We start from the raw sequence: 20,093 nt of genomic DNA, 5'->3' as shown, positions 1-20,093 counted from the left end.
TTCACTCCTGTCAACCAATATGCTGCAAGGAAACCATGCCGTCCTGCCGGGCATCCGATTCATGGCAAAAAGCCAATGCATCGCCCCGGGCCTGCGCGGCCAATTTGCCGTACACCGTCTTCACGTGGCACAAAAGGGTTTGCGACGGGCAACCGGCCAATTCACTGATCTGCTCCAGCGACATCCCACGCGCAACCCAACGCAGAATATCAGCCTCGCGCTCCGACAGCGGGTGGATGGAGTCCGCCAGGGACATGGACCAGGCAGACACGCTGCTCACCCCTGCGCGCAGACGAAACCGACCAAGCACACGCCGTGCCATACCTGGGCTGATTGCCGCACCGCCGCCACACAAAGTATGGATACAGCTACCCAGATCATCTTCTGCGGCATCCTTGAAGAAATAGCCACTGGCACCGGCTTCGATACAGGCCAACACCTGCTCATCGTTGCCGAATTGGGTGAGTACCAGTACCTCGGTGGCGGGGTGGTGCCACGCCATATGGCGGATAACGTCCACCGCCGGCATATCGGTCAAGGCCAGGTCCAGCAACAAGACATCGGGCATGCTTTGCTCAACCACCACCGTTGCGGCAGTGCCGGTGGATACAGCAGCGGCCAGGCTCAGCGCCTGGTCCTGCTCGATAGCGGCCGCGAACTTGAGCAATACCTCGGGGTTGCTTTCGGCAATCAAAACACTGATCGGTTTTTTGGCAAACATAAATAGACTCCCTAAGCCCGAGATCGATGGAAACGTAAACCGCCAACGTTGTTCAAAATGGGCTGAATGGCCGTGTTGTGGCCGTAGATGCAAGCCGTTTACAAGGCCTGTGATGCGATCCATCTTAGGTAGGCTGAGCATGCTTCGCATCCCTAATATTGACGAAAAACAGCTGCCGTAACACCCTCGTGCACAGGGGCCTTCCGCGCTGCGCCGCCGGTACCTGCATCCTGTGGCAGACTCGCCGTTTGTGCGGATGCGGCGGTGCTCCAGCCCATGGCTACCAACGCAGTGCGCATGCCGGCAGGCTCGGCCAGATGTGGCAACCAGCGCGCCGCCGCAGTGGCAAACAGCACGCAGACCAGAATCCACACCAGGCCAGGACGGTCAAAGTAATGGGGGGCGGGATGTGGATCGGCTTGAAACTGTGAAGAATCACCGAAAGTTTCTGGAAATCCACTGTCACGAGTTGTAAATGGTTCGGAGGTCATGCGTTTTGTCCTTGACAATCAGGCAACATGTCGCTGCCGTGACAGGGGTGGACTGTCCTCCGAACCGGTTTGTACGTCCTTGATCTGCCTGAAACCGATCTGAAAACTTCTGAAACCCGGCCCATCCGCGATTTCCCGGCGCCCCCGCCTCCGTGGCAGCAGGGTGCCATCCAGAGACCTATTTTTTGTATGCAGGTACTTAGTTGTTGAATAGCTACCGTTTTGGCCGATTCGAGGTCCGGCCATCCCAGCGCATGGTTCTTGTAGACGGCACGGCCACCAATCCGGGAGCACGTGCCTTTGACGTGTTGATGGCCCTGGTAGAGCACCGCGACCGGGTCGTCACCAAGGACGAACTGCTGGACATGGCCTGGCCCGGGCTGGTGGTAGAAGAAAACAATCTGCAGGCCCAGGTTTCCACGCTGCGCAAGCTGTTGGGCCCACAGGCCATCGTCACCATTCCGGGGCGCGGCTACCGCTTTGCCCTGGAGGCCAGCGGTGCGCCCAGCACGCCGATACCCCCCGCGCCGCCGCCCATGAGCAATAGCGCCGCCGAAGCGCCTGCGGTCACCCACCTACCCTCGGTGCTGACACCGCTGATCGGTCGCGCCTCCGACGTGTCGAATCTGGGCAGTTTGCTGACCCAGCACCGCCTGTTGACCATCGTGGGCGCGGGCGGCATAGGCAAGTCGCTGCTGGCGCAGTGGCTGCTGCACGAGCGGCGCAGTACCCACCAGCATGGCGTGGCCTGGGTCGATCTGGCGCCGCAAACCGCACCCGAATTCGTCGCCAGCACCGTTGCCGGCGCGCTGGGGCTGCAGTCGGGCCACGGTGACCCGCTCAAAGGCTTGATGGAGGCGGTACGCCCGCTGTCCATGCTGATTGCCATCGACAATGCCGAGCATTTGCTGGACGAAGTCGCCCGCATACTGCAGGCCCTGCACCAGGCAGCGCCCCAGCTCAAGGTGCTGGTCACCAGCCAAGCGCCACTCAAACTGGCCGATGAATGGGTTTACCGGCTGGATGCGCTAGCCCTGCCCGACCGCCTGACTGCTCTGGAAGAGGCCCGCGAATACGGCGCCGTGGCCCTGTTTGCGCAGCGCGCACAGGCGGCGGACCGGCGTTTCACTCTGGGCCCCGAAAACCTGGACACGGTGGTGGAGATATGCCGGCGCCTGGACGGCTTGCCGCTGGCTATCGAGCTGGCAGCGGCCCGCGTGCCCCTGCTGGGCCTGGCGCCCCTGGCCAACTCCCTGAACCAGCGCCTGCGCCTACTCAATGGCGGCAGCCGGCGTGCTCCGGCGCGGCAAAAAACCCTGCGCGCGGCGCTGGAGTGGAGCTACAGCCTGCTCGATGGCATGGAGCAAACCGTGTTCCGCCGGCTGGGCGTCTTCGTTGGTGGTTTTTCGCTGGAAATGGCCAAACAGGTGGTGGCCGACGACAACCTGGACGAATGGTCCGTCGTGGACGTGCTGGGCGCGCTGGTGGACCGCTCTCTGGTAATTGCAGAGCGCACCAACCACGACGAACAGGTGCCGCGCTACCACCTGCTGGACACGCCGCGCAGCTACGCATTGGAGCAGCTCGGTGCCGCCAGCGAAGAGCCCACTTTGCGCCAACGCCATGCGCTGGCCATGCGCCATCTGTTCGAGCAGGCCGACATTGACTTCTTCAGCGGCAAGCAGCGCATAGACGACTGGTATGCCGCGCTGGCACCCGACCTGGGCAATGGCCGCGAGGCGCTGAACTGGGCCCTGCACAACGACCCTCAAAGTGCCGTGGCCATCGCCCCGGGCCTGGCCGAGGCGCTCAGCAGCGACCGCCGCCGGGAACGCCGCTACGTCTGGGAAGCCACCGCACCACTGGTCACGGACAAGCTGCCCACCGGCCTGCAGGCCCGCTGGTCCAGCCGTGCAGCCTATTTCTGGGCCTACCGGCAACCCGCCCTGGGCTGCCGCCTGGCGCGCCGCGCCTGCACCCTGTACCGCGCCCAACCCGGCGAAAAGCGCAACCTGTACCACGCGCTGGCCGCACTGGTCTATGCACTCACCTACGGACCCGAGCAGCGCCAGGAACAGCGCGAGGTGCTGTCCGAGATGTGGGCCATTGAAGACCCGGCCTGGCCGCCCATTGTGCGCAGCTACGGCCTGTTTGCATCGCTGACCTGCAATTTCGTTGCCGGTGCGTTTGACCAGGCCATCGAGCAGTTGCTGCAAAAAGCCACACTGGACGCACTGGCCGGCTATTCCGAGGCACTGCTGCGCGGCGAGGACATCATCGCCTACATGGAGCTGGCCGCCGGCCGCGTGGATGCCTCCATCACCCGCTACCTGGCGTTACAACAGCGCCTGGCCAACACCCGGCACATGGCCACCCTGCTGCTGGTGCAGTTGCACCTCACTGGGGCCTGGCTGGCCAAGGGCGATACGGCCCAGGCCCGCGCGCTAGCGCAGGCCTGCTGGCCACAAGTGCTGCACTTTGATGCCCAGGTGTATGCCGCCGACAACCTGGCTCTGCTGGCGGCACTGGAAAACCGCCCACAGACCGCCGTCTGTCTGCTGGGCTATGCCGACAAGGTGCATGCCGCACACGGCAAGTCACGCGAAGTGAACGAAGCCCGCTGCGCTGAATGTGCCGAACACATGGCCCGCCAGCTACTGGACGCCACCCAGTTCGACCGGCTCAAGACCCTGGGCGCGGGCCTGCGCCACGAAGACGTGGAAGCACTGGCCTTCGGCCTGGACGATCAGACTCTTTGACGCGCAGACCCAAGACCGCCAGCCTGCTGCAACTAAAGCAAGAAAAAACCACTCTGGCGCAGACGAAACCTGCACCAGCAGCTACGCTTTTGATAGTAAACCAGCTTGCGGGACACCTGCGTGCCCCCGTAACATCGGGTTGACAGTTTTGTGTAAGCCCATGCCCCTAAAACGGCACTAGCGTCTGGTCCGGCTCTGCCGGGGCCAAACAAGCACGACAACAACTATCTACGAGACAAAAAACCATGCTTTTCCAAGCCGTTCTTTCCCCGGGTGCACAGCTGATGCGGCGCCTGCCCTTGCTGGGCAAGGTGCTGCTGCTGGCCGCGGTGCTACTGGCCCTGCCTGTCGGCGTTACGCTGAATGCATTCCTGGGTTCGGCCTCCAGCGCCATGCCCTGGCTATGCGCGTCCGGATTGCTGGTATCGACCTATGCACTGCTATGTTTTCACCACAGCCTGGCGCAAGACCTGCAGCAGGTACAGCAGGCCATGGCCCAGTTGGTCAAGGGTGACTTGCGCCTGAAGCTGCAAGTACGTGGCAGCGACGAACTGGCCGCGCTGGCCAACGCCACGCAGCAAATTGGCTCTACGGTATCGGCCATGGTCGCCAATGTGCGCAGCAACGCGGCTTTCGTCGCCTATGCGGGCAAAAGCCTGGCCAGCGGCAACCGTGACCTGTCCGACCGCACCGAGCAGCAGGCGGCCAACCTGGAGCAAACCGCTGCCAGCGTGGAGCAACTATCCAGCACCGTGCAGACCACCGCACACACCGCCAGCCAGGCCAATACCCAGGCCGCCAGCGTGCGCGACGCAGCCGACCAGGGCAGCACCACCATGGCCGATGCTATCGCCTCGGTAGAGGCCATACAAGGCAGCGCCCAGCGCATGGACGAGATCGTGGGTGTGATTGACGGTCTGGCCTTCCAGACGAACATCCTGGCCCTGAACGCCGCCGTGGAAGCCGCCCGCGCGGGTGAATCCGGCCGAGGTTTTGCCGTGGTGGCCAGCGAGGTGCGTTCACTGGCCCAGCGTTCGGCCGGCGCAGCCAAGGAGATCCGCCTGCTCATCGGCACCTCCAGCAGCCAGGTGGCCACCAGCGTGCAAAAAATCCGCAGTGCGGGCAGCACACTGAACAAGGTGGTGTCCGGCATCCGCGACGTGGCCAGCAATATGGCGCACATCTCTGTTTCCAGCGCCGAACAAAGCACCGGCCTGAGCGAGATCACCAGCGCCGTGCGCCAACTGGACGAAATCACCCAGCAAAACGCGCACATGGTGGAGCACGCCGTCACCCAGGCGTCCACACTGGAAAGTCGCGCCTCCACCCTGGTGGAAACCGTGGCACTGTTCAAGCTGCAGCAGGGCTCGGCCGAAGAAGCCATGGCCCTGGTCGAGCGGGCCGTGGCGCACCGGCACCGCAGTGGTTCTACCGATGGATTTCTGCGCGATCTGACCCAACCTGCCCAGGGTTTCCATGACCGGGACATGTACGTCTTCGCGCTGGACCGCAGCGGCAACTACCGCGCCTTTGGCGGCAACCCTGCCAAGGTCGGCACGCGGGTCCAGGACATTGCTGGCATCGACGGCGCCGGCCTGCTGCACGCCATCTACGCCCAGGCAGAACGCGAGCCCGGCTGGGTGGAATACAACATCACCAACCCCAGTACCGGGCGGGTTCAAACCAAGATGTCCTTCGTCCAGCTGGTCGATGACTTGGCCGTGGGCTGCGGGGTCTACAAGAACCTGGTTGTTGCCTGACAAACCACCAACAGTCCCACAGGCCTCCAGCGCAGGTAGAACCTGCGCAACACGCTACTTATTTGATAGCAACAGCACCCAGGGTCTGGCGTAACTCTTCGCGTACGCTGGCATAGGCCTGTTCCCGAGCTGCGGGATTGCGGCCCGCATGCACACCCTGGCCGGGGCGCACGCCATTGGGCACATTGCGCAGTAGGCGCACACCGCCTGTGGGGTTGTCAAACTCGTGGTAACTGCCGGGGTACACATGCAGCTCGGCCCCCACCGCCTGCCCCAGCGCGATGCACGGCGCTGCAGGTGTCCAGTCGTCGCTCTCACCCAGCAGCAACATCAAGCGGGTGTTCGGCTGGTAGCCGGCCTTGGTGGCGGCAGCGCAGCCTGGGTAAAAGGCAATCGCAGCTGCAAAGATGTTGGGCTGTGCCGCCACCTCGGGCTGGCGGCGGTCGGTGGCAGCCAACACGGCGCTGCCGCCATGCGACCAGCCCAGGGCCGCAATGGCCTTGGGACGGGCCCAGGGCTGGGCCGCCACCCAGGCCAGCGCGCCCAGAACATCGCTGCGCCGCTGGGTCTGTGTGATGTCGCGCTGGGCCATTTTCTGATTGCACAGCGAATCCTCACCGCGCGATGTCAGGCTGTCGGGGAACAGCACGGCATAGCCCTGGCCCAGCAGCATATCGGCCATGGCCTGGTGCCGGGCATTCAGCTTGCCGCCCTTTGCATACAAGCCGCCACAGCCGTGTACGGCCACCACCGCAGGGCGGGTCGCAGGCCCCGGCGTGTCGGGCAGAAACAGCCAGGCACGCAAACGGGTTCCGTCCAGGCTGTTGAAATGAACTTCCTGCCCCGGGGCAGCGGTGACTGCCTGGGTGGCCGCACACAGAGATACTAAAAACAAGCGCTTCAGCGCCGATGGAATATGCATAAGTAGCTACGAATTAAATAGCAATAAAAAGAAGAAATGATGAACGCATGCCGGCGTCGCCGGCGCAGGCCCTATTTGGTGGCCTCGAGGTTCAGGCTGATAGGTACCGGATGGCCTGCCACCGCAATCGAGCGAGCAGACCAGTCAGGCAGATTATGAAAGGCATCACTGCCCGGTTGCCAAGCTTGCACCGAAGAAAATCCGGCCTGCAGCAAAACCTTGCGCAAGGACTGCTGGTTAAACGCCGTGAAATGGAAGTTGAACGGATAGTCCTGGCCCCCAAACAACGGCGGCAAAATAGCTTCCATGTCCTGGCCGCTGCGCTGGTACATCTCCAGAATGCGGTCGAAGTCCGGCACCGAAATGCACAAGCGCCCGCCGGGCACCAGCACCCTGCACCACTCCTTGAAAATCCCCACGGTACGGTCGCGCGGAAAATGCTCGGCGGCATGGGAGCAATACACAAAGTCCACGCTGCCATCCTTGAAACGCCGCAGCCGTGTCAGGGACTGCACAAAATGCACATGCGGTCGGTCAATGCCATCAATGTTCACAAAGCCTGGATGATCGACAGGCCCGCAGCCCAGATGCAAACGCAGTACCCCGTCTTGGGGCAACGGCTTGGGAAACGCCCAACGGCGCAGGCGGCCACGCAGCGCCGACGCGTGAAATTTCCCCGTTTCTAACCAAGAAGGTACGAGCATCGGCGCATCATAGTCACGCCCTTTGTGACCTGGCTAGCTTCTATCTGTAACAACCAGTAGGCAGTCTGCTTCGGCCTACCGTGTTGGAAATACCCGGTTCCGACCAGCGGCCTTGGCCTGGTACAGCAGGGCATCGGCCCGCAGGATCAAGGCGCTGCCATCTTCCTCTGGCCGGGCCTGCACAGCACCGAAACTGGCGGTCATGGAAATGGACTGTCCGTCGAAACGCACGGGCTCGGACTCCAGCAAGTGGCGCAGGCGCTCGGCGGTATGCAAGGCGGCGGTCTCGTCGGTCTCGGGCAGCACAATCAGGAACTCTTCGCCGCCCAGGCGCACCACCCAATCCACCTGGCTGCGCGACACGCCGCGTAAACGCTCTGCCGTGGCGCGCAACACGGCATCACCGCAGGCGTGGCCGAACCGGTCGTTGATCTGCTTGAAGTGGTCCAGGTCCATGCAGATCACCGAAAACGGCCGCCCATAGCGGCGCGCGCGCTCCAGCTCGCCGTGCATCCGCTCTTCCAGATGACGGCGGTTGAAACAACCGGTCAGTGCGTCGGTAATGGACAGCTGGTGGTTGGCCTCCACCAGGGTTTGCAGCTGCTGGGTGCGCTCGGCCACCATCTGGTCCAGGTTGGCGATGTGCTCGCGCAAACCGTTTTGCAGCTTGGAAAATCCATGGGCCACCAAGTCGATTTCATCGATACGCGCACGCTGCGGTCGGTCCAGCGCCAGCGGCTCGACCAGAGTCTCGGGCGTCAGCTCGCGGGCAAACTGTGCCAGATGCTGCAAGGGCCGCTGCAACTCGCGGCGCAGCATGTAGGAGATCAAACCACAAATCAGCACGGTGAACAGGCCATAGCCGGCCAGCACGCTCAAGGCCGTACGCCGTACCTCGTTCACCACGAACTGGGGATTAGCCCACAGCCGCAGTTCGCCTATCACTTTGCCACCCTGCGGCGCCGGAATGGGTATGCGCAAGCTGCCCGGCTCCGTACGAAGCTGCGCGTTGCCGGCTTCGAATTGCTGGCCGGTGCCCACCATCAGCAGCACATAGCCGACCTCCGGGCGATCGGCGATCACATCCACCTGCTGCTGTACGGCCTGTGGCTCGATATCCCATAGGCTGACGGACAACAAAGGTGCGCTGGTCTTGGCGACCTCATCCACCAGCTGTTGGAACTGCGCCTTGTGCTGCTGCAGCATCAGCCCCACCTGCACCACAAACACCGCCAGCATGCAACACAGGGCCAGACCCAGCGTGCTGCGGATCAGATGCCCTGCGAGGGACCGGAACGGTAGGTTCGGCATGGATGCAGTGTGCAATCAACGCAGCAATTGGGCAAATCCGAAACTGTATTGCGCCAGCTTGGGGTTCAGCGCCTTGCTGTAGCGGCGAAAGTCAATGCTGTTGTAACGCTGACCAAAACGCTCTTCAAACTTTTGTACCAAGGCGGGCGTGAACAGGACGAACATCGGGCGCTCCAGCTGCAGCCCCTCGTCCGCAAAATCATGGCCATGCTGGTAGTCGTACAGCATCACCAGCGCCCAGGCACCGGCCATGAAATGCCCACCGGCCAGGGCTGTCAGGCGGCCGGACTTGACGGCCTCCAGCGCCTCCTTCGAGGTATTCACACCGCTGAACCACATGCTTTGGCCCGGCTGCCCACCACGCTTTTCCAGCGCCTGCATGGCACCAAAAGCGATCTGGTCGCTGCCGGCCCACACCAGCCGGGCCGCTGGATGGCGTGCAAACAGCCAGTCGGCCTGCTCGGCGGCCTTGTCGCGCTTCCAGCTGGAATAGACCATCTGGTCCAGCACGGCGTCGTTCGCTTCTGATAGGGCCTGCAGCAGGCCCTGGTTGCGCAATACCGAGCTGGGCGTGGACCGGTCGCCGGCCAGGGCCAGCACATGCAATTTACCGTCGGGGGCCTGGGCCTTGGCGGCACGCCCCTGCTCCAGCAAAGCCTTGGCCGTCAGGTAACCCGCATCCGCCGCGCGCGGCTCCAGCGAACCCAACCATTGCTTGAAGCGCTGGCGCGGCCCGCCTAGCAGCGCTTCCTCGGCTGCAGACAGACGACTGAAGGCCATGAAACACCGGATGCCGGAGCCGTCGAACACGCGCAGCAGCTCCGCCCCAGTGGCGTTGTCATTGGAAAACACCACATAGTCCGGCCGCTGGGCCGGGGGCCGCGCTACCAACGCACGCGCCTGCTCCAGCACGCGCAAATGGTCGCGCTCGGCGAACTGGACCTCCAGTTGCAGCCCCAGGCTGGTCGCAGCCTCCTGCATGGCCTGGGTCGCAGCCACCCAATAGGCTTCATCCGACTTGCCTGGATTGAGAAAAACCACCGACATGGCGCCCGCAGGCCAGGCCATCAGCAAGGCCCAGCACAGGGCCAGGCGCCGGATCAGGGTGAGGCGCTGCACGATAGAACTCCTGGGATCAACACATCCCAGGACGGTACGGCGTTAAACCCGTTCGCGCACCCAGGCTTGTACCGATGCCAGGGCCGCTGGCAGCTTGGCCGGTTCGGTGCCGCCGGCCATGGCCATGTCGGGCTTGCCGCCGCCCTTGCCACCGAGCTGGCTGGCGACAAAGTTGGCCAGCGCGCCGGCCTGCACCTTGTCCACGCTGTCCTTGGTCACGCCGACGGCGATCTGCACCTTGTCGCCATCCACAGCGGCCAGCACGATCACGGCAGTTTTCAGCTTGTCCTTGAGCTTGTCCATGGTCTCGCGCAGGGTCTTGGTGTCGGCGCCTTCGAGCTTGGCAGCCAGCAACTTGATGCCATTGAGATCCACCGCGCTGTTGACCAGCTCGTCGCCCTGGCTGGAGGCCAGCTTGCCCTTGAGCTGGGCGACTTCTTTTTCCAGCGACTTGATGCTCTCCAAGGCCAGCGTGACGCGGGCTTGCAGCTCGGCCGGCTGCACCTTGAAGCTGCCCGCGGCTTGCGTCACGGTGCGCTCCAGGTCTTGCAGGTAGGCCAGGGCGCCCTCGCCGGTCACGGCTTCGATACGGCGCACGCCAGCGGCCACGCCGCCCTCGCCCACCACCTTGAACAGGCCGATATCGCCGGTGCGCTGCACATGGGTGCCGCCGCAGAGTTCCTGCGTGCTGCCGATGCTCAGCACACGGACGATTTCGCCGTACTTCTCACCAAACAGCATCATGGCGCCGGTCTTTTGCGCCGATTCGATGTCCATCAGCTCGGCCTTGGTCGCGGCATTAGCCAGAATTTCAGCATTCACCAGCGCTTCGATCTGCAGGATTTGCGCGTCGGTCACGGGCGCATTGTGCGTGAAGTCGAAGCGGGTGCGCTCGGCATTCACCAGGCTGCCCTTTTGGTGCACATGCGTGCCCAGCACCTCGCGCAAGGCCTTGTGCATCAGGTGGGTGACCGAGTGGTTGCGCTGGGTGGCGGCGCGCAGCGCGGTGTTGACGCTGGCGGTCACCGTGTCGCCCACATTCAAGGTGCCGGATTCCAACGTGCCCTGGTGGCCGAACACATCGGACTTGATCTTCTGGGTGTCGCCCACCGCGAAGCGGGCCGAGCCGCTGGTGATCAGGCCTTCATCGCCGACCTGGCCACCGCTCTCGGAGTAGAACGGTGTGGTGTCCAACACCACGGTGCCGGTTTGACCTACTTTTAGTGCAGCAACGCTGGAACCATCTGCGTAGAGCGCTACGATTTTTGCAGTAGCTTCGAGCTTCTCGTAACCCACGAAGGCGTTGTCTGCGCCGGTGTATTCCAGGCCCCGGTCCATCTTGAATTTGCCAGCGGCACGGCCCTTGGCTTTTTGCGCTTCCATCGCGGCGGTGAAGCCGGCTTCGTCCACCGACAGGCCGCGCTCGCGGCAGACGTCGGCCGACAGATCGAGCGGGAAGCCGTAGGTGTCGTGCAGCTTGAAAGCCACGTCGCCGGGCAGCACCTGCACGCCGCCTTCCAGGGCTGCATTGAGGATTTCCATGCCCATGGCCAGTGTCTCAAAGAAGCGCTCTTCCTCGGCCTTCAATACTTCGGCAATGCGCTCTTGCTGCGCCGCCATGGCCGGATAGGCTGCGCCCATCAGCGCCACCAGGTCGGGCACCAGCTTGTGGAAGAACGGTTGGGTCTGGCCCAGCAGGTAGCCGTGGCGGATGGCGCGGCGGATGATGCGGCGCTGCACATAGCCGCGGCCTTCGTTGCCGGGGATCACGCCGTCGCTGACCAGGAAGGAGGTGGCGCGGATGTGGTCGGCGATCACGCGCAGGCTCTTGTGGCCCAGGTCTTGTTCGCCGGTTTCGCGCGATGCGGCCTTGATCAGCGCGTCGAAGATGTCGATCTCATAATTGCTGTGCACATGCTGCAGGATGGCGGCCAGGCGCTCCAGGCCCATGCCGGTATCGACGCAGGGCGCGGGCAGCGGCGTGACCGAGCCGTCTTCGGCCATGTTGAACTGCATGAACACGTTGTTCCAGATCTCGATGAAGCGGTCGCCGTCTTCACCGGGGCTGCCTGGGGGGCCGCCTTCGATGTGGTCACCGTGGTCGTAGAAAATTTCAGAGCACGGGCCGCAAGGGCCGGTGTCGGCCATCATCCAGAAGTTGTCGGACTTGTAGCGGCCGCCCTTGTTGTCACCGATGCGGATCACGCGCTCGGGCGGCAGACCTATTTCCTTGGTCCAGATGTCATAGGCTTCGTCATCTTCTTCGTACACCGTGGCCAGCAGGCGGTCGGCGGGCAGCTTGTAGACCTCGGTCAGCAGCTCCCAGGCCCATTTCAGCGACTCGCGCTTGAAGTAGTCGCCGAAGCTCCAGTTGCCCAGCATTTCAAAAAAGGTATGGTGGCGCGCGGTGTAGCCCACGTTTTCCAGATCGTTGTGTTTGCCACCGGCACGCAGGCAGGCCTGCACCGAGGCAGCACGCACATAGGGGCGCTTGTCGGTGCCCAAGAACACGTCCTTGAACTGCACCATGCCGGAGTTGGTGAACATCAGCGTCGGGTCGTTACCCGGGACCAGCGAACTGCTGGGCACCACCGTGTGGCCCTTGGATGCAAAGAAGTCGAGAAAAGTCTTGCGGATATCGGCAACGGTGAAAACAGGCTGGGTCATGTCGGTAGTTCTTGGAGCGATGGTCAATGGAGCCGCATATTATCGCCGCCCCCGGCAGGGAGTTCCTGCGCCGCGTTTTACAAATCCATGGCAAAGAGGCTGGGCAACAGCAAGCCAGTCCTACAAAATAGCGCATCCTTACCTTCCTTCCGCACACAGGAATCCAGACCATGGCTACACAGCGCTTTCCGACCCAGCTTTTGATCAACGGTGCCACCGTCACCGGCGAGGGCCGCGCGGAAAGCGTGCTCAACCCCTCCACGGGCGAAGTGTTATGCGAAGTGCGCGAAGCCAGCGCCGACCAGTTGCGCCTGGCCGTGGATGCCGCCAGCAATGCCTTCCCCGCCTGGGCCGCACTGACGCCGCGCGACCGCAGTGGCTATCTGCTGCAGATCGCCGACGCCATCGAGGTCAACGGCGATGAATTTGCCTCGCTGGAATCGCTGAACTGCGGCAAGCCTTTGAGCGCGGCGCGCAATGACGAGATTCCGGCCATTGCCGATGTGTTCCGCTTCTTCGCCGGCGCGCTGCGCAACCTGACCGGCGCACTGGGCGGTGAATATCTGGCCGGCCACACCAGCATGGTGCGGCGCGATCCACTCGGCGTGGTGGCGTCCATCGCGCCATGGAACTACCCGCTGATGATGGCCGCCTGGAAGCTCGGCCCAGCGATCGCCATGGGCAATACCGTGGTGCTCAAACCCTCGGAGAACACGCCGCTGACCACCTTGCGCCTGGGCGAGGTACTGGCCGCCATCTTGCCGCCGGGCGTGGTCAACATCGTCTGTGGCCGCGGCGATACCGTGGGCGCGCCGCTAATCCGCGACCCGCGCATCCGTATGGCCTCTCTGACCGGCGATGTCTCCACCGGCAGCAAGATCATGGAAACCGCCGCCCGCGGCATCAAGCGCACGCACCTGGAGCTAGGCGGCAAGGCCCCGGTGATCGTGCTCGATGATGCCGACCTGCCCAGCGTCATCGAAGGCCTGCGCACCTTTGGCTACTACAACGCCGGCCAGGATTGCACCGCCGCCTGCCGCATCTACGCCGGTGAAAAAATTTATGAACGCCTGGTAGCAGATCTGAGCAGCGCCGTCTCCAGCATCAAGGTTGGCACACAGCAAGAACCCGGCGTGGAAATGGGCCCGCTGATCTCGGCCCGCCAGCGCGACCGCGTCGCCAGCTTTGTCGACCGCGCCGCGCAATTGCCGCACGTCGAAGTCACGACCGGCGGCGGCGCCTGGGGCAGCAAAGGCTTCTTCTACAAGCCCACCGTGGTGGCGGGCGCTCTACAGGACGACGAAATCGTACGCAGCGAAGTCTTCGGCCCGGTGGTGTCTGTCACCCGTGTCAAAGATGCCGAGCAGGCCATCGCCTGGGCCAATGATTCCGACTACGGCCTGTCCAGCTCGGTCTGGAGCCGCGATGTAGGTGTGGCGATGCAGGTGGCGTCACGCTTGCAATACGGCTGCACCTGGGTCAACACCCATTTCATGCTGGTGTCGGAAATGCCGCACGGCGGCATGAAGCACTCAGGCTACGGCAAGGACATGTCGGTCTACGCGCTGGAGGACTACAGCTGCGTGCGCCACGTGATGGTGAAGCACGCCGGCTAGGCTAGCACCCTATAATCTTGTCACCTCAGCGGGTGTAGTTCAATGGTAGAACGCTAGCTTCCCAAGCTCGATACGTGGGTTCGATTCCCATCACCCGCTCCAGTCGTTGAAGCCACGACGACCGTCACCGGCCCCGCGCCAACCCCACCGACGCGGTGCTGCTCCAGGGAGCCTGCACCATGCGCTTGCCAGAACTGCCCCACCCGTATCTTTCGCCCCTGCTGCTATCGCGCTGGCTGGTGGTCATAGCCATTTGGCTCGGCATCAGTGCCTGCGGAGGTGGTAGCAGCGAAGCCGCGGCACCGGTGGTTGTGCCAAAAATCACCACCTTGAACAGCAGCCTGGCAAGTCCATGGAGCATGGTGTTTTTGCCATCAGGCGAGCTACTGGTATCGCAGCGTGGTGGCAGCCTGGTGCGACTCAGCGTCGATTTCAAAAATGCCACGGCCATCAGCGGCATCCTGCCAGTCAACACCAGCGGCCAGGGTGGTCTGCTGGGACTCGCGCTGGACCCGGATTTTGCGACGACACCCTGGGTGTACTGGAGCTTCTCAGAGCCCGGCAGCGGTAGTGAAGCCGGCTTGACCGGCACCAGCGTGGCGCGCGGACGGCTGGTGGGCAATGCACTGCAGGATGTAGCCGTGGTGTTCCGCCAGCAGCCCAAGACCAGTGGAAGCAACCACTACGGATCGCGCCTGGTGTTCGCCCGGGACAAAACCCTGTTTATCACCATGGGGGAACGCCAGCTCGGCAGCCCGGCACAAGACCTGCAGCAAACCCTGGGCAAGGTGGTGCGCATCCAGCGCGACGGCAGCATTCCTGCCGACAACCCGGTGTTTACCCCGCCAGCGCTGCCCGGCATCTGGAGCCTGGGCCACCGCAATGTGCAGGGTGCGGCACTGCATCCAGATACCGGTGAGTTGTGGACGAGCGAACACGGCCCGCAAGGTGGCGACGAGATCAACATCGACCGCGCCGGTGCCAACTACGGCTGGCCGGTGAAAAGCTATGGCTGCAACTACGGCGACCCAGTGGGCGACGCCTGCCGCATCGGTGGCGGCGTACACGCACCGACCTATGTAGAGCCATTGACCTATTGGGTGCCGACCTCCATCGCCCCCGCAGGCCTGCTGTTCTACACCGGCAATCTGATACCGCAATGGAAGGGGAATTTATTCTCCGGCTCGCTCGCCGGCCAGGCGCTATGGCGTATGACGGTCAGCTCCAGCGCCGTGCTGGCGCGCGAAGCTCTGCTGACCGAGCTGCACGAGCGCATCCGCGACGTGGCGCAAGCACCCGACGGGGCCATCCTGCTGCTCACAGATAGCGGCAAGCTGCTGCGACTGGGCCCCTGAAACTCAAACTAGCTTAACGCCAGTCTTGGCCTGCAACGCGTCCAGAGTCACGCCAGGCGCCAGCTCCACCACCTTCAAACCGGCAGGTGTCACATCCAGCACCGCCAGGTCGGTGATGATGCGATCGACCACGCCGACGCCGGTCAGCGGCAGGGTGCAGGCGGACAGAATCTTCAGGTCTTCGGTTCCGTCTTTCTTCTTGGCCACATGCTCCATGAGCACGATGACGCGCTTCACGCCGGCCACCAGGTCCATCGCGCCGCCCATGCCTTTGACCATCTTGCCGGGGATCATCCAGTTGGCCAGATCGCCCTTCTCGCTGACCTGCATGGCCCCCAGGATGCTGAGGTTGATCTTGCCGCCGCGAATCATGGCGAAGCTTTCATGGCTGCCAAAAATCGACGAGCCGGGCAGCGTGGTCACGGTTTGCTTGCCTGCATTGATCAGATCGGCGTCCACCTGGTCTTCGGTCGGAAACGGGCCTATGCCCAGCATGCCGTTCTCGCTCTGCAACCAGACTTCCTTGTCGGCGGGCACATGGTTGGCCACCAGCGTAGGGATGCCAATACCCAGATTTACGTAAAAGCCGTCTTCCAGCTCCTGGGCCGCACGGGCCGCCATTTGGTCTTGTGTCCAGGCCATGCTTATGCTCCTGCTTTCTCGGTGAGGGTTCTCTTCTCGATGCGCTTCTCGGGGTTCGCATTGAGCACGATGCGATGCACGTAAATGCCGGGCAGGTGCACCTGGTCGGGCTCCATGCTGCCGGTTTCCACAATCTCTTCCACTTCCACGACGCAGACCTTGCCCGCCATTGCAGCGGCGGGGTTGAAGTTGCGCGCAGTCAAGTGAAATTGCAGGTTGCCAGACTTGTCGGCGCGCTGGGCTTTGACCAGAGCCACCTCGGGTACCAAGGCGCGCTCCATGACGTAGGTTTCGCCATCGAATTCGCGCAGCTCTTTGCCCTCGGCCACCAGTGTGCCTACGCCGGTCTTGGTAAAGAAGGCTGGTATGCCCGCGCCGCCGGCACGCAGTTTTTCGGCCAGAGTGCCTTGGGGAGTGAATTCCAGCTGCAGTTCACCAGCCAGGTACTGGCGCTCGAATTCCTTGTTCTCGCCCACATAGCTGGAGATCATTTTCTTGATCTGCCGGGTCTCCAGCAGCTTGCCCAGGCCAAAGCCATCGACACCTGCGTTGTTGGAGATCACCGTCAGGTCTTTCACGCCGCTGTCGCGCAGGGCGTCAATCAGCGCTTCAGGGATGCCGCACAGACCAAAGCCGCCTACCGCCAGCAGTTGGCCGTCCTGGACCACGCCTTGCAGCGCCTGCGCCGCAGAAGGGAAAATTTTGTTCACACAGCTCTCCGGTTAAAAGATCAGCGCATACGATACTACGTATTCATGTACGTAGTTTTTCGTAGAGGGCCCACCTGATGGATGTTGATTACCGTCTGGCATTCGAGTTGGCCCCCGTCGGCCTGGTGGTTTCGCGCAACCGCAGCATCGTGGATTGCAACCAGCATCTATGCGACATGTTTGGCGCGGAACGCGCGCAGTTGCTGGGGCAATCGTTTCAGATGCTCTACCCGAGTGCCGCCGAATTCGAGCGTATCGGCGCACGCATTGCCCCGATACTCAACGCCACAGGCCATTACGCCGACGAACGCATCATGCAGCGCGTGGGCGGCCGCTTCAAGGGTGAAGTCTTCTGGTGCCACGTCACGGGCCGCGCCTTTGACCGCAACGCACCGCATGCGGCGGGCATTTGGAGCTTTGAAGACCTGTCTTCACGCCGCCCCGTGCAGGCCGCGCTGACGCCACGCGAACGCGAGGTAGCAGCCCATGTGATCAGCGGGCTCACATCCAAGGAAATCGGCCGCGCACTAGGCATCAGCCATCGCACGGTGGAGCTGTACCGCGCCCGTTTGATGCGCAAATACCAGGCCTCCACTGCCGCAGACCTGACGCACCGGCTGATCGGGGGCTAACGACCAACCCCATGAAAAAAGCCGCACACCGCTTGGCACGGTGTGCGGCCTGGTCATGGCCGGTGGGGCGATAGATTACTTGCTCTTCTTGAACAGCGTGTAGACGTTGCTCATGGATTCGCGGGTTTCATTGCTCAAGCTGGTGGGCGACACCATCTTGGCCATATTGTCCGCATCCACGAAGATGGTCTTGTCGCTGGCGATTTCTGGCTTGACCTTTTCGATACTGGCCTTGTTCGCCGTGGGGTAGCTCAGCTCGTTGGTCAGGGACGCGGATACCTCTGGACGCAAGAAGTAGTTCATGAACTCCATCGCGTTGTTGGGGTGCTGCGCATCCTTCGGAATAGCCAGGTTGTCAAAGAAGATCAGACCGCCATTCTTGGGCAACAGCACTTCGATGTCGTTGCCGTTCTTATTCTCGATGGCGCGCGCCTTGGCGATGTTCAGGTCGCCAGCCCAGCCCAGGCCCACGCAAGCCTTGCCGCCCGCCATGTCATCGATCATGGTGCTGGAGAACAAGCGGATGTCCTTGCGCACCTTGGCCAGCATGGCGCCAGCGGCCTTATGGTCGGCCACATCGGCGGAGTACGGATTCTTGTCCAGGTAGTGCAGTGCTGGCGGAATCACCTCGGTGGGCGAATCCAGGTAGGCAATGCCGCAAGACTTGAGCTTGGAGGTGTAGGTGGGGTTGAACACCAGGTCCCAGACATTGTCAGGCAAAGGGGTGGAGCCCAGTGCCTTGGCAACCTTGCCCTTGTTGATGGCCACCGTGGTGTAGCTCCAGGCCCATGGCACCAGGTGGGCGTTGCCCGCGTCCACGCTGGCCACCTTTTCCATGATGGTCGGGTCCAGATTGGCCAGATTTGGGATCTTGCTCTTGTCCAGCGCCATCAGCAGGCCGCCATCGATTTGCGATTTGGCAAACACGGCGCCCGGCACCACGATGTCAAAGCCGCTATTGCCGGCCACCAGCTTGGCGTGCAGGGCTTCATTGTTCTCAAAGGTCTGGTAGTTGACCTTGATGCCGGTTTCTTTCTCGAAGTTGGCCACCATATCGGCCGCGATGTAGTCGGGCCAGTTATAGACGTTCAGCACTTTTTCTTCGGTATTGGTTGGTGCTGGAGCGGGCGCCGAAGCCACCGGAGCCGGTGCGGGCGCAGAGGCTGGTGCCGCAGGCGCCTCTTCTTTTTTGCCGCAGGCGGCCAGGAAAAGGGCTGACAAAGCAATAACCAGTGCTTGCTGTTTCATAGCGTTTAAAACTCCTAAAAGGAACAGATGAAAAAGTGAAACCCCGAAAAAATCAGATTGTATAAAGCAAAACCATCACACATGCAGCAGGAGATGCTCACGTTCCCACGGCGAAATGACCTTCATGAATTCTTCAAACTCGATTTCCTTGATCTCCGTGTAGACGGTGATGAAATCCTCACCCAGGATTTCATGCAGATCGGGCTCGTTGCGTAGCAAGTCCAATGCCTCCCCCAGGCTGCGCGGCAAGGTGAAGGGAGCAAGATATGCATCCCCCTTCATCTCGGACTTGGGTTTGATCTTCTTTTGCATGCCCAGGTAGCCACAGGCCAAGGTCATGGCCATGGCCACATAGGGATTGGCGTCCACACCGATCACACGGTTTTCGATCCGCCGCGCCTGTGGCGTGGAAATGGGCGAGCGTATGCCCACGGTGCGGTTGTCGTAGCCCCATTCGGTATTGATGGGCGCCGCCGTGTTGCGCGACAAACGGCGGTAGCTGTTCACATAGGGCGCCACCAGGGCCATGGCCGCGGGCAGATAGCGCTGCAAGCCTCCGATGTAATGAAAGAAAGCCTCGGACGGCGAGCCGTCGTCGTTGCTGAAAATATTCCGCCCCGTGGCTTTGCTGACCAGGCTTTGGTGCACGTGCATGGCACTGCCCGGTTCACCCTCGATGGGCTTGGCCATGAAGGTGGCGTACATGTCGTGGCGCAAAGCCACTTCACGCACCGTGCGCTTGAAGAAGAACACCTCGTCCGCCAGGCCCAACGGATGGGCGTGGAAGAAATTGATCTCCATCTGCCCGGCGCCGGCCTCGTGGATCAAGGTGTCAACATTCAGCTCCATCTTTTCGCAGTAGTCGTAGAGCTCCTCGAACAGTGGGTCGAACTCGTTCACCGCGTCGATGCTGTAGGACTGGCGGGAGGTTTCAGCCCGGCCGCTGCGGCCAACTGGCGGGCGCAGGACGGTGTTCGGATCGGTGTTGCGGGCCACCAGATAAAACTCCAGCTCTGGTGCCACCACCGGCTCGAGGTCCAGCGCGGTATAGAGATCGCAGACCCGGCGCAACACACTGCGTGGCGCAAATGGCACCAGCTTGCCGTCGCGGTCATAGCAGTCGTGGATCACCTGCGCCGTGGGGTCGGAAGCCCAGGGCACGATACGCACGGTGGACGGGTCGGGCCGCAGGTGCATATCGCGGTCTGTGGGGTTGACCACATCGTAATAAGGGCCCTGGGACGGCAGTTCGCCCGTCACCCCCATCGCCACCACCGCCTCGGGTATGCGCATGCCGCGGTCTTCGGTGAACTTCTCGCGGGGCAAGATCTTGCCACGGGCCACCCCCGTCAAATCAGGTACCAGGCACTCCACTTCCGTCACGCGGCGCTGGTTCAGCCAGTGCTCCAGATCGTTGAATGTCATGTTTTCTTTTT

The 20,093-nt window shown here is 62.5% G+C and carries 16 protein-coding genes and 1 tRNA gene; 6 read left to right on the top strand and 11 right to left on the bottom strand.

Going from position 1 to position 20,093, the window contains the following annotated elements; all coding sequences use genetic code 11:
- Positions 1-10 precede the first annotated feature (10 nt).
- The gene (locus AC07R0_RS09085) at positions 11-721 is read right to left on the bottom strand and encodes a response regulator (RefSeq protein WP_495096783.1); all 711 of its coding nucleotides are present in this window, start codon (positions 719-721) and stop codon (positions 11-13) included.
- 152 nt (positions 722-873) lie between these two features.
- Positions 874-1,212, bottom strand: a complete 339-nt coding sequence (locus tag AC07R0_RS09080; RefSeq protein ID WP_495104557.1) for a hypothetical protein — start codon at positions 1,210-1,212, stop codon at positions 874-876.
- 254 nt (positions 1,213-1,466) lie between these two features.
- On the opposite strand from AC07R0_RS09080, the gene AC07R0_RS09075 reads away from it, so the two are divergent.
- The gene (locus AC07R0_RS09075) at positions 1,467-3,971 is read left to right on the top strand and encodes an ATP-binding protein (RefSeq protein ID WP_495104556.1); all 2,505 of its coding nucleotides are present in this window, start codon (positions 1,467-1,469) and stop codon (positions 3,969-3,971) included.
- 245 nt (positions 3,972-4,216) lie between these two features.
- Positions 4,217-5,731 (top strand): methyl-accepting chemotaxis protein, encoded by a 1,515-nt coding sequence (locus AC07R0_RS09070; RefSeq protein WP_495104555.1) that lies wholly within the window; start codon positions 4,217-4,219, stop codon positions 5,729-5,731.
- Positions 5,732-5,789: 58 nt separating this feature from the next.
- Here AC07R0_RS09070 and AC07R0_RS09065 read toward each other — a convergent pair whose 3' ends face one another.
- The 5 genes from AC07R0_RS09065 to alaS form a co-directional block, all read right to left on the bottom strand.
- The gene (locus AC07R0_RS09065; protein WP_495104554.1) at positions 5,790-6,653 is read right to left on the bottom strand and encodes a dienelactone hydrolase family protein; all 864 of its coding nucleotides are present in this window, start codon (positions 6,651-6,653) and stop codon (positions 5,790-5,792) included.
- Positions 6,654-6,724: 71 nt separating this feature from the next.
- A complete protein-coding gene (locus AC07R0_RS09060; protein ID WP_495104553.1) occupies positions 6,725-7,357 on the bottom strand; it encodes a class I SAM-dependent methyltransferase in 633 nt (210 codons plus the stop codon).
- A gap of 75 nt (positions 7,358-7,432) precedes the next feature.
- On the bottom strand, positions 7,433-8,668 hold the full coding sequence (locus AC07R0_RS09055; protein ID WP_495104552.1) for a sensor domain-containing diguanylate cyclase: 1,236 nt from the start codon (positions 8,666-8,668) through the stop codon (positions 7,433-7,435).
- A gap of 15 nt (positions 8,669-8,683) precedes the next feature.
- Positions 8,684-9,787: an ABC transporter substrate-binding protein gene (locus tag AC07R0_RS09050; protein ID WP_495104551.1), complete on the bottom strand. Its 1,104-nt coding sequence runs from the start codon at positions 9,785-9,787 to the stop codon at positions 8,684-8,686.
- Between the two features lie 42 nt (positions 9,788-9,829).
- Positions 9,830-12,454: an alanine--tRNA ligase gene (gene alaS / locus AC07R0_RS09045; protein ID WP_495104550.1), complete on the bottom strand. Its 2,625-nt coding sequence runs from the start codon at positions 12,452-12,454 to the stop codon at positions 9,830-9,832.
- A gap of 170 nt (positions 12,455-12,624) precedes the next feature.
- On the opposite strand from alaS, the gene AC07R0_RS09040 reads away from it, so the two are divergent.
- The 3 genes from AC07R0_RS09040 to AC07R0_RS09030 all read left to right on the top strand — a co-directional run bounded on the left by AC07R0_RS09040 (position 12,625) and on the right by AC07R0_RS09030 (position 15,425).
- Positions 12,625-14,070 (top strand): gamma-aminobutyraldehyde dehydrogenase, encoded by a 1,446-nt coding sequence (locus tag AC07R0_RS09040; RefSeq protein WP_495104549.1) that lies wholly within the window; start codon positions 12,625-12,627, stop codon positions 14,068-14,070.
- Positions 14,071-14,098: 28 nt separating this feature from the next.
- A tRNA-Gly gene (locus tag AC07R0_RS09035) sits at positions 14,099-14,172 on the top strand.
- Between the two features lie 77 nt (positions 14,173-14,249).
- Positions 14,250-15,425 (top strand): PQQ-dependent sugar dehydrogenase, encoded by a 1,176-nt coding sequence (locus AC07R0_RS09030; RefSeq protein ID WP_495104548.1) that lies wholly within the window; start codon positions 14,250-14,252, stop codon positions 15,423-15,425.
- A gap of 3 nt (positions 15,426-15,428) precedes the next feature.
- Here AC07R0_RS09030 and AC07R0_RS09025 read toward each other — a convergent pair whose 3' ends face one another.
- On the bottom strand, positions 15,429-16,067 hold the full coding sequence (locus AC07R0_RS09025; protein WP_495104547.1) for a CoA transferase subunit B: 639 nt from the start codon (positions 16,065-16,067) through the stop codon (positions 15,429-15,431).
- Between the two features lie 2 nt (positions 16,068-16,069).
- A complete protein-coding gene (locus tag AC07R0_RS09020; protein WP_495076168.1) occupies positions 16,070-16,777 on the bottom strand; it encodes a CoA transferase subunit A in 708 nt (235 codons plus the stop codon).
- Positions 16,778-16,854: 77 nt separating this feature from the next.
- Between AC07R0_RS09020 and AC07R0_RS09015 the strand changes: the two genes are divergently transcribed.
- Entirely contained in the window at positions 16,855-17,409 is a 555-nt protein-coding gene (locus tag AC07R0_RS09015; RefSeq protein WP_495076169.1) for a LuxR C-terminal-related transcriptional regulator, read from the top strand.
- A 75-nt stretch (positions 17,410-17,484) separates the two neighbouring features.
- Here AC07R0_RS09015 and AC07R0_RS09010 read toward each other — a convergent pair whose 3' ends face one another.
- Complete coding sequence (locus AC07R0_RS09010) at positions 17,485-18,657, bottom strand: extracellular solute-binding protein (RefSeq protein ID WP_495076170.1); 1,173 nt, start codon at positions 18,655-18,657, stop codon at positions 17,485-17,487.
- Between the two features lie 75 nt (positions 18,658-18,732).
- The gene (locus AC07R0_RS09005; protein ID WP_495076171.1) at positions 18,733-20,082 is read right to left on the bottom strand and encodes a glutamine synthetase family protein; all 1,350 of its coding nucleotides are present in this window, start codon (positions 20,080-20,082) and stop codon (positions 18,733-18,735) included.
- Positions 20,083-20,093: the final 11 nt, after the last annotated feature.

Source organism: Rhodoferax sp. GW821-FHT07F03 (assembly GCF_059418745.1).
The sequence above is the reverse complement of the archived record's forward strand: the minus strand, read 5'-3'. Positions and strand labels throughout refer to the sequence as shown.

Bases quoted from the DNA above. Each gene is read 5' to 3' on its own strand.
- AC07R0_RS09085 (WP_495096783.1), bottom strand. From the start codon at position 721: ATGTTTGCCAAAAAACCGATCAGTGTTTTGATTGCCGAAAGCAACCCC.
- AC07R0_RS09080 (WP_495104557.1), bottom strand. From the start codon at position 1,212: ATGACCTCCGAACCATTTACAACTCGTGACAGTGGATTTCCAGAAACT.
- AC07R0_RS09075 (WP_495104556.1), top strand. From the start codon at position 1,467: ATGGTTCTTGTAGACGGCACGGCCACCAATCCGGGAGCACGTGCCTTT.
- AC07R0_RS09070 (WP_495104555.1), top strand. From the start codon at position 4,217: ATGCTTTTCCAAGCCGTTCTTTCCCCGGGTGCACAGCTGATGCGGCGC.
- AC07R0_RS09065 (WP_495104554.1), bottom strand. From the start codon at position 6,653: ATGCATATTCCATCGGCGCTGAAGCGCTTGTTTTTAGTATCTCTGTGT.
- AC07R0_RS09060 (WP_495104553.1), bottom strand. From the start codon at position 7,357: ATGCTCGTACCTTCTTGGTTAGAAACGGGGAAATTTCACGCGTCGGCG.
- AC07R0_RS09055 (WP_495104552.1), bottom strand. From the start codon at position 8,668: ATGCCGAACCTACCGTTCCGGTCCCTCGCAGGGCATCTGATCCGCAGC.
- alaS (WP_495104550.1), bottom strand. From the start codon at position 12,454: ATGACCCAGCCTGTTTTCACCGTTGCCGATATCCGCAAGACTTTTCTC.
- AC07R0_RS09040 (WP_495104549.1), top strand. From the start codon at position 12,625: ATGGCTACACAGCGCTTTCCGACCCAGCTTTTGATCAACGGTGCCACC.
- AC07R0_RS09030 (WP_495104548.1), top strand. From the start codon at position 14,250: ATGCGCTTGCCAGAACTGCCCCACCCGTATCTTTCGCCCCTGCTGCTA.
- AC07R0_RS09025 (WP_495104547.1), bottom strand. From the start codon at position 16,067: ATGGCCTGGACACAAGACCAAATGGCGGCCCGTGCGGCCCAGGAGCTG.
- AC07R0_RS09015 (WP_495076169.1), top strand. From the start codon at position 16,855: ATGGATGTTGATTACCGTCTGGCATTCGAGTTGGCCCCCGTCGGCCTG.
- AC07R0_RS09010 (WP_495076170.1), bottom strand. From the start codon at position 18,657: ATGAAACAGCAAGCACTGGTTATTGCTTTGTCAGCCCTTTTCCTGGCC.
- AC07R0_RS09005 (WP_495076171.1), bottom strand. From the start codon at position 20,082: ATGACATTCAACGATCTGGAGCACTGGCTGAACCAGCGCCGCGTGACG.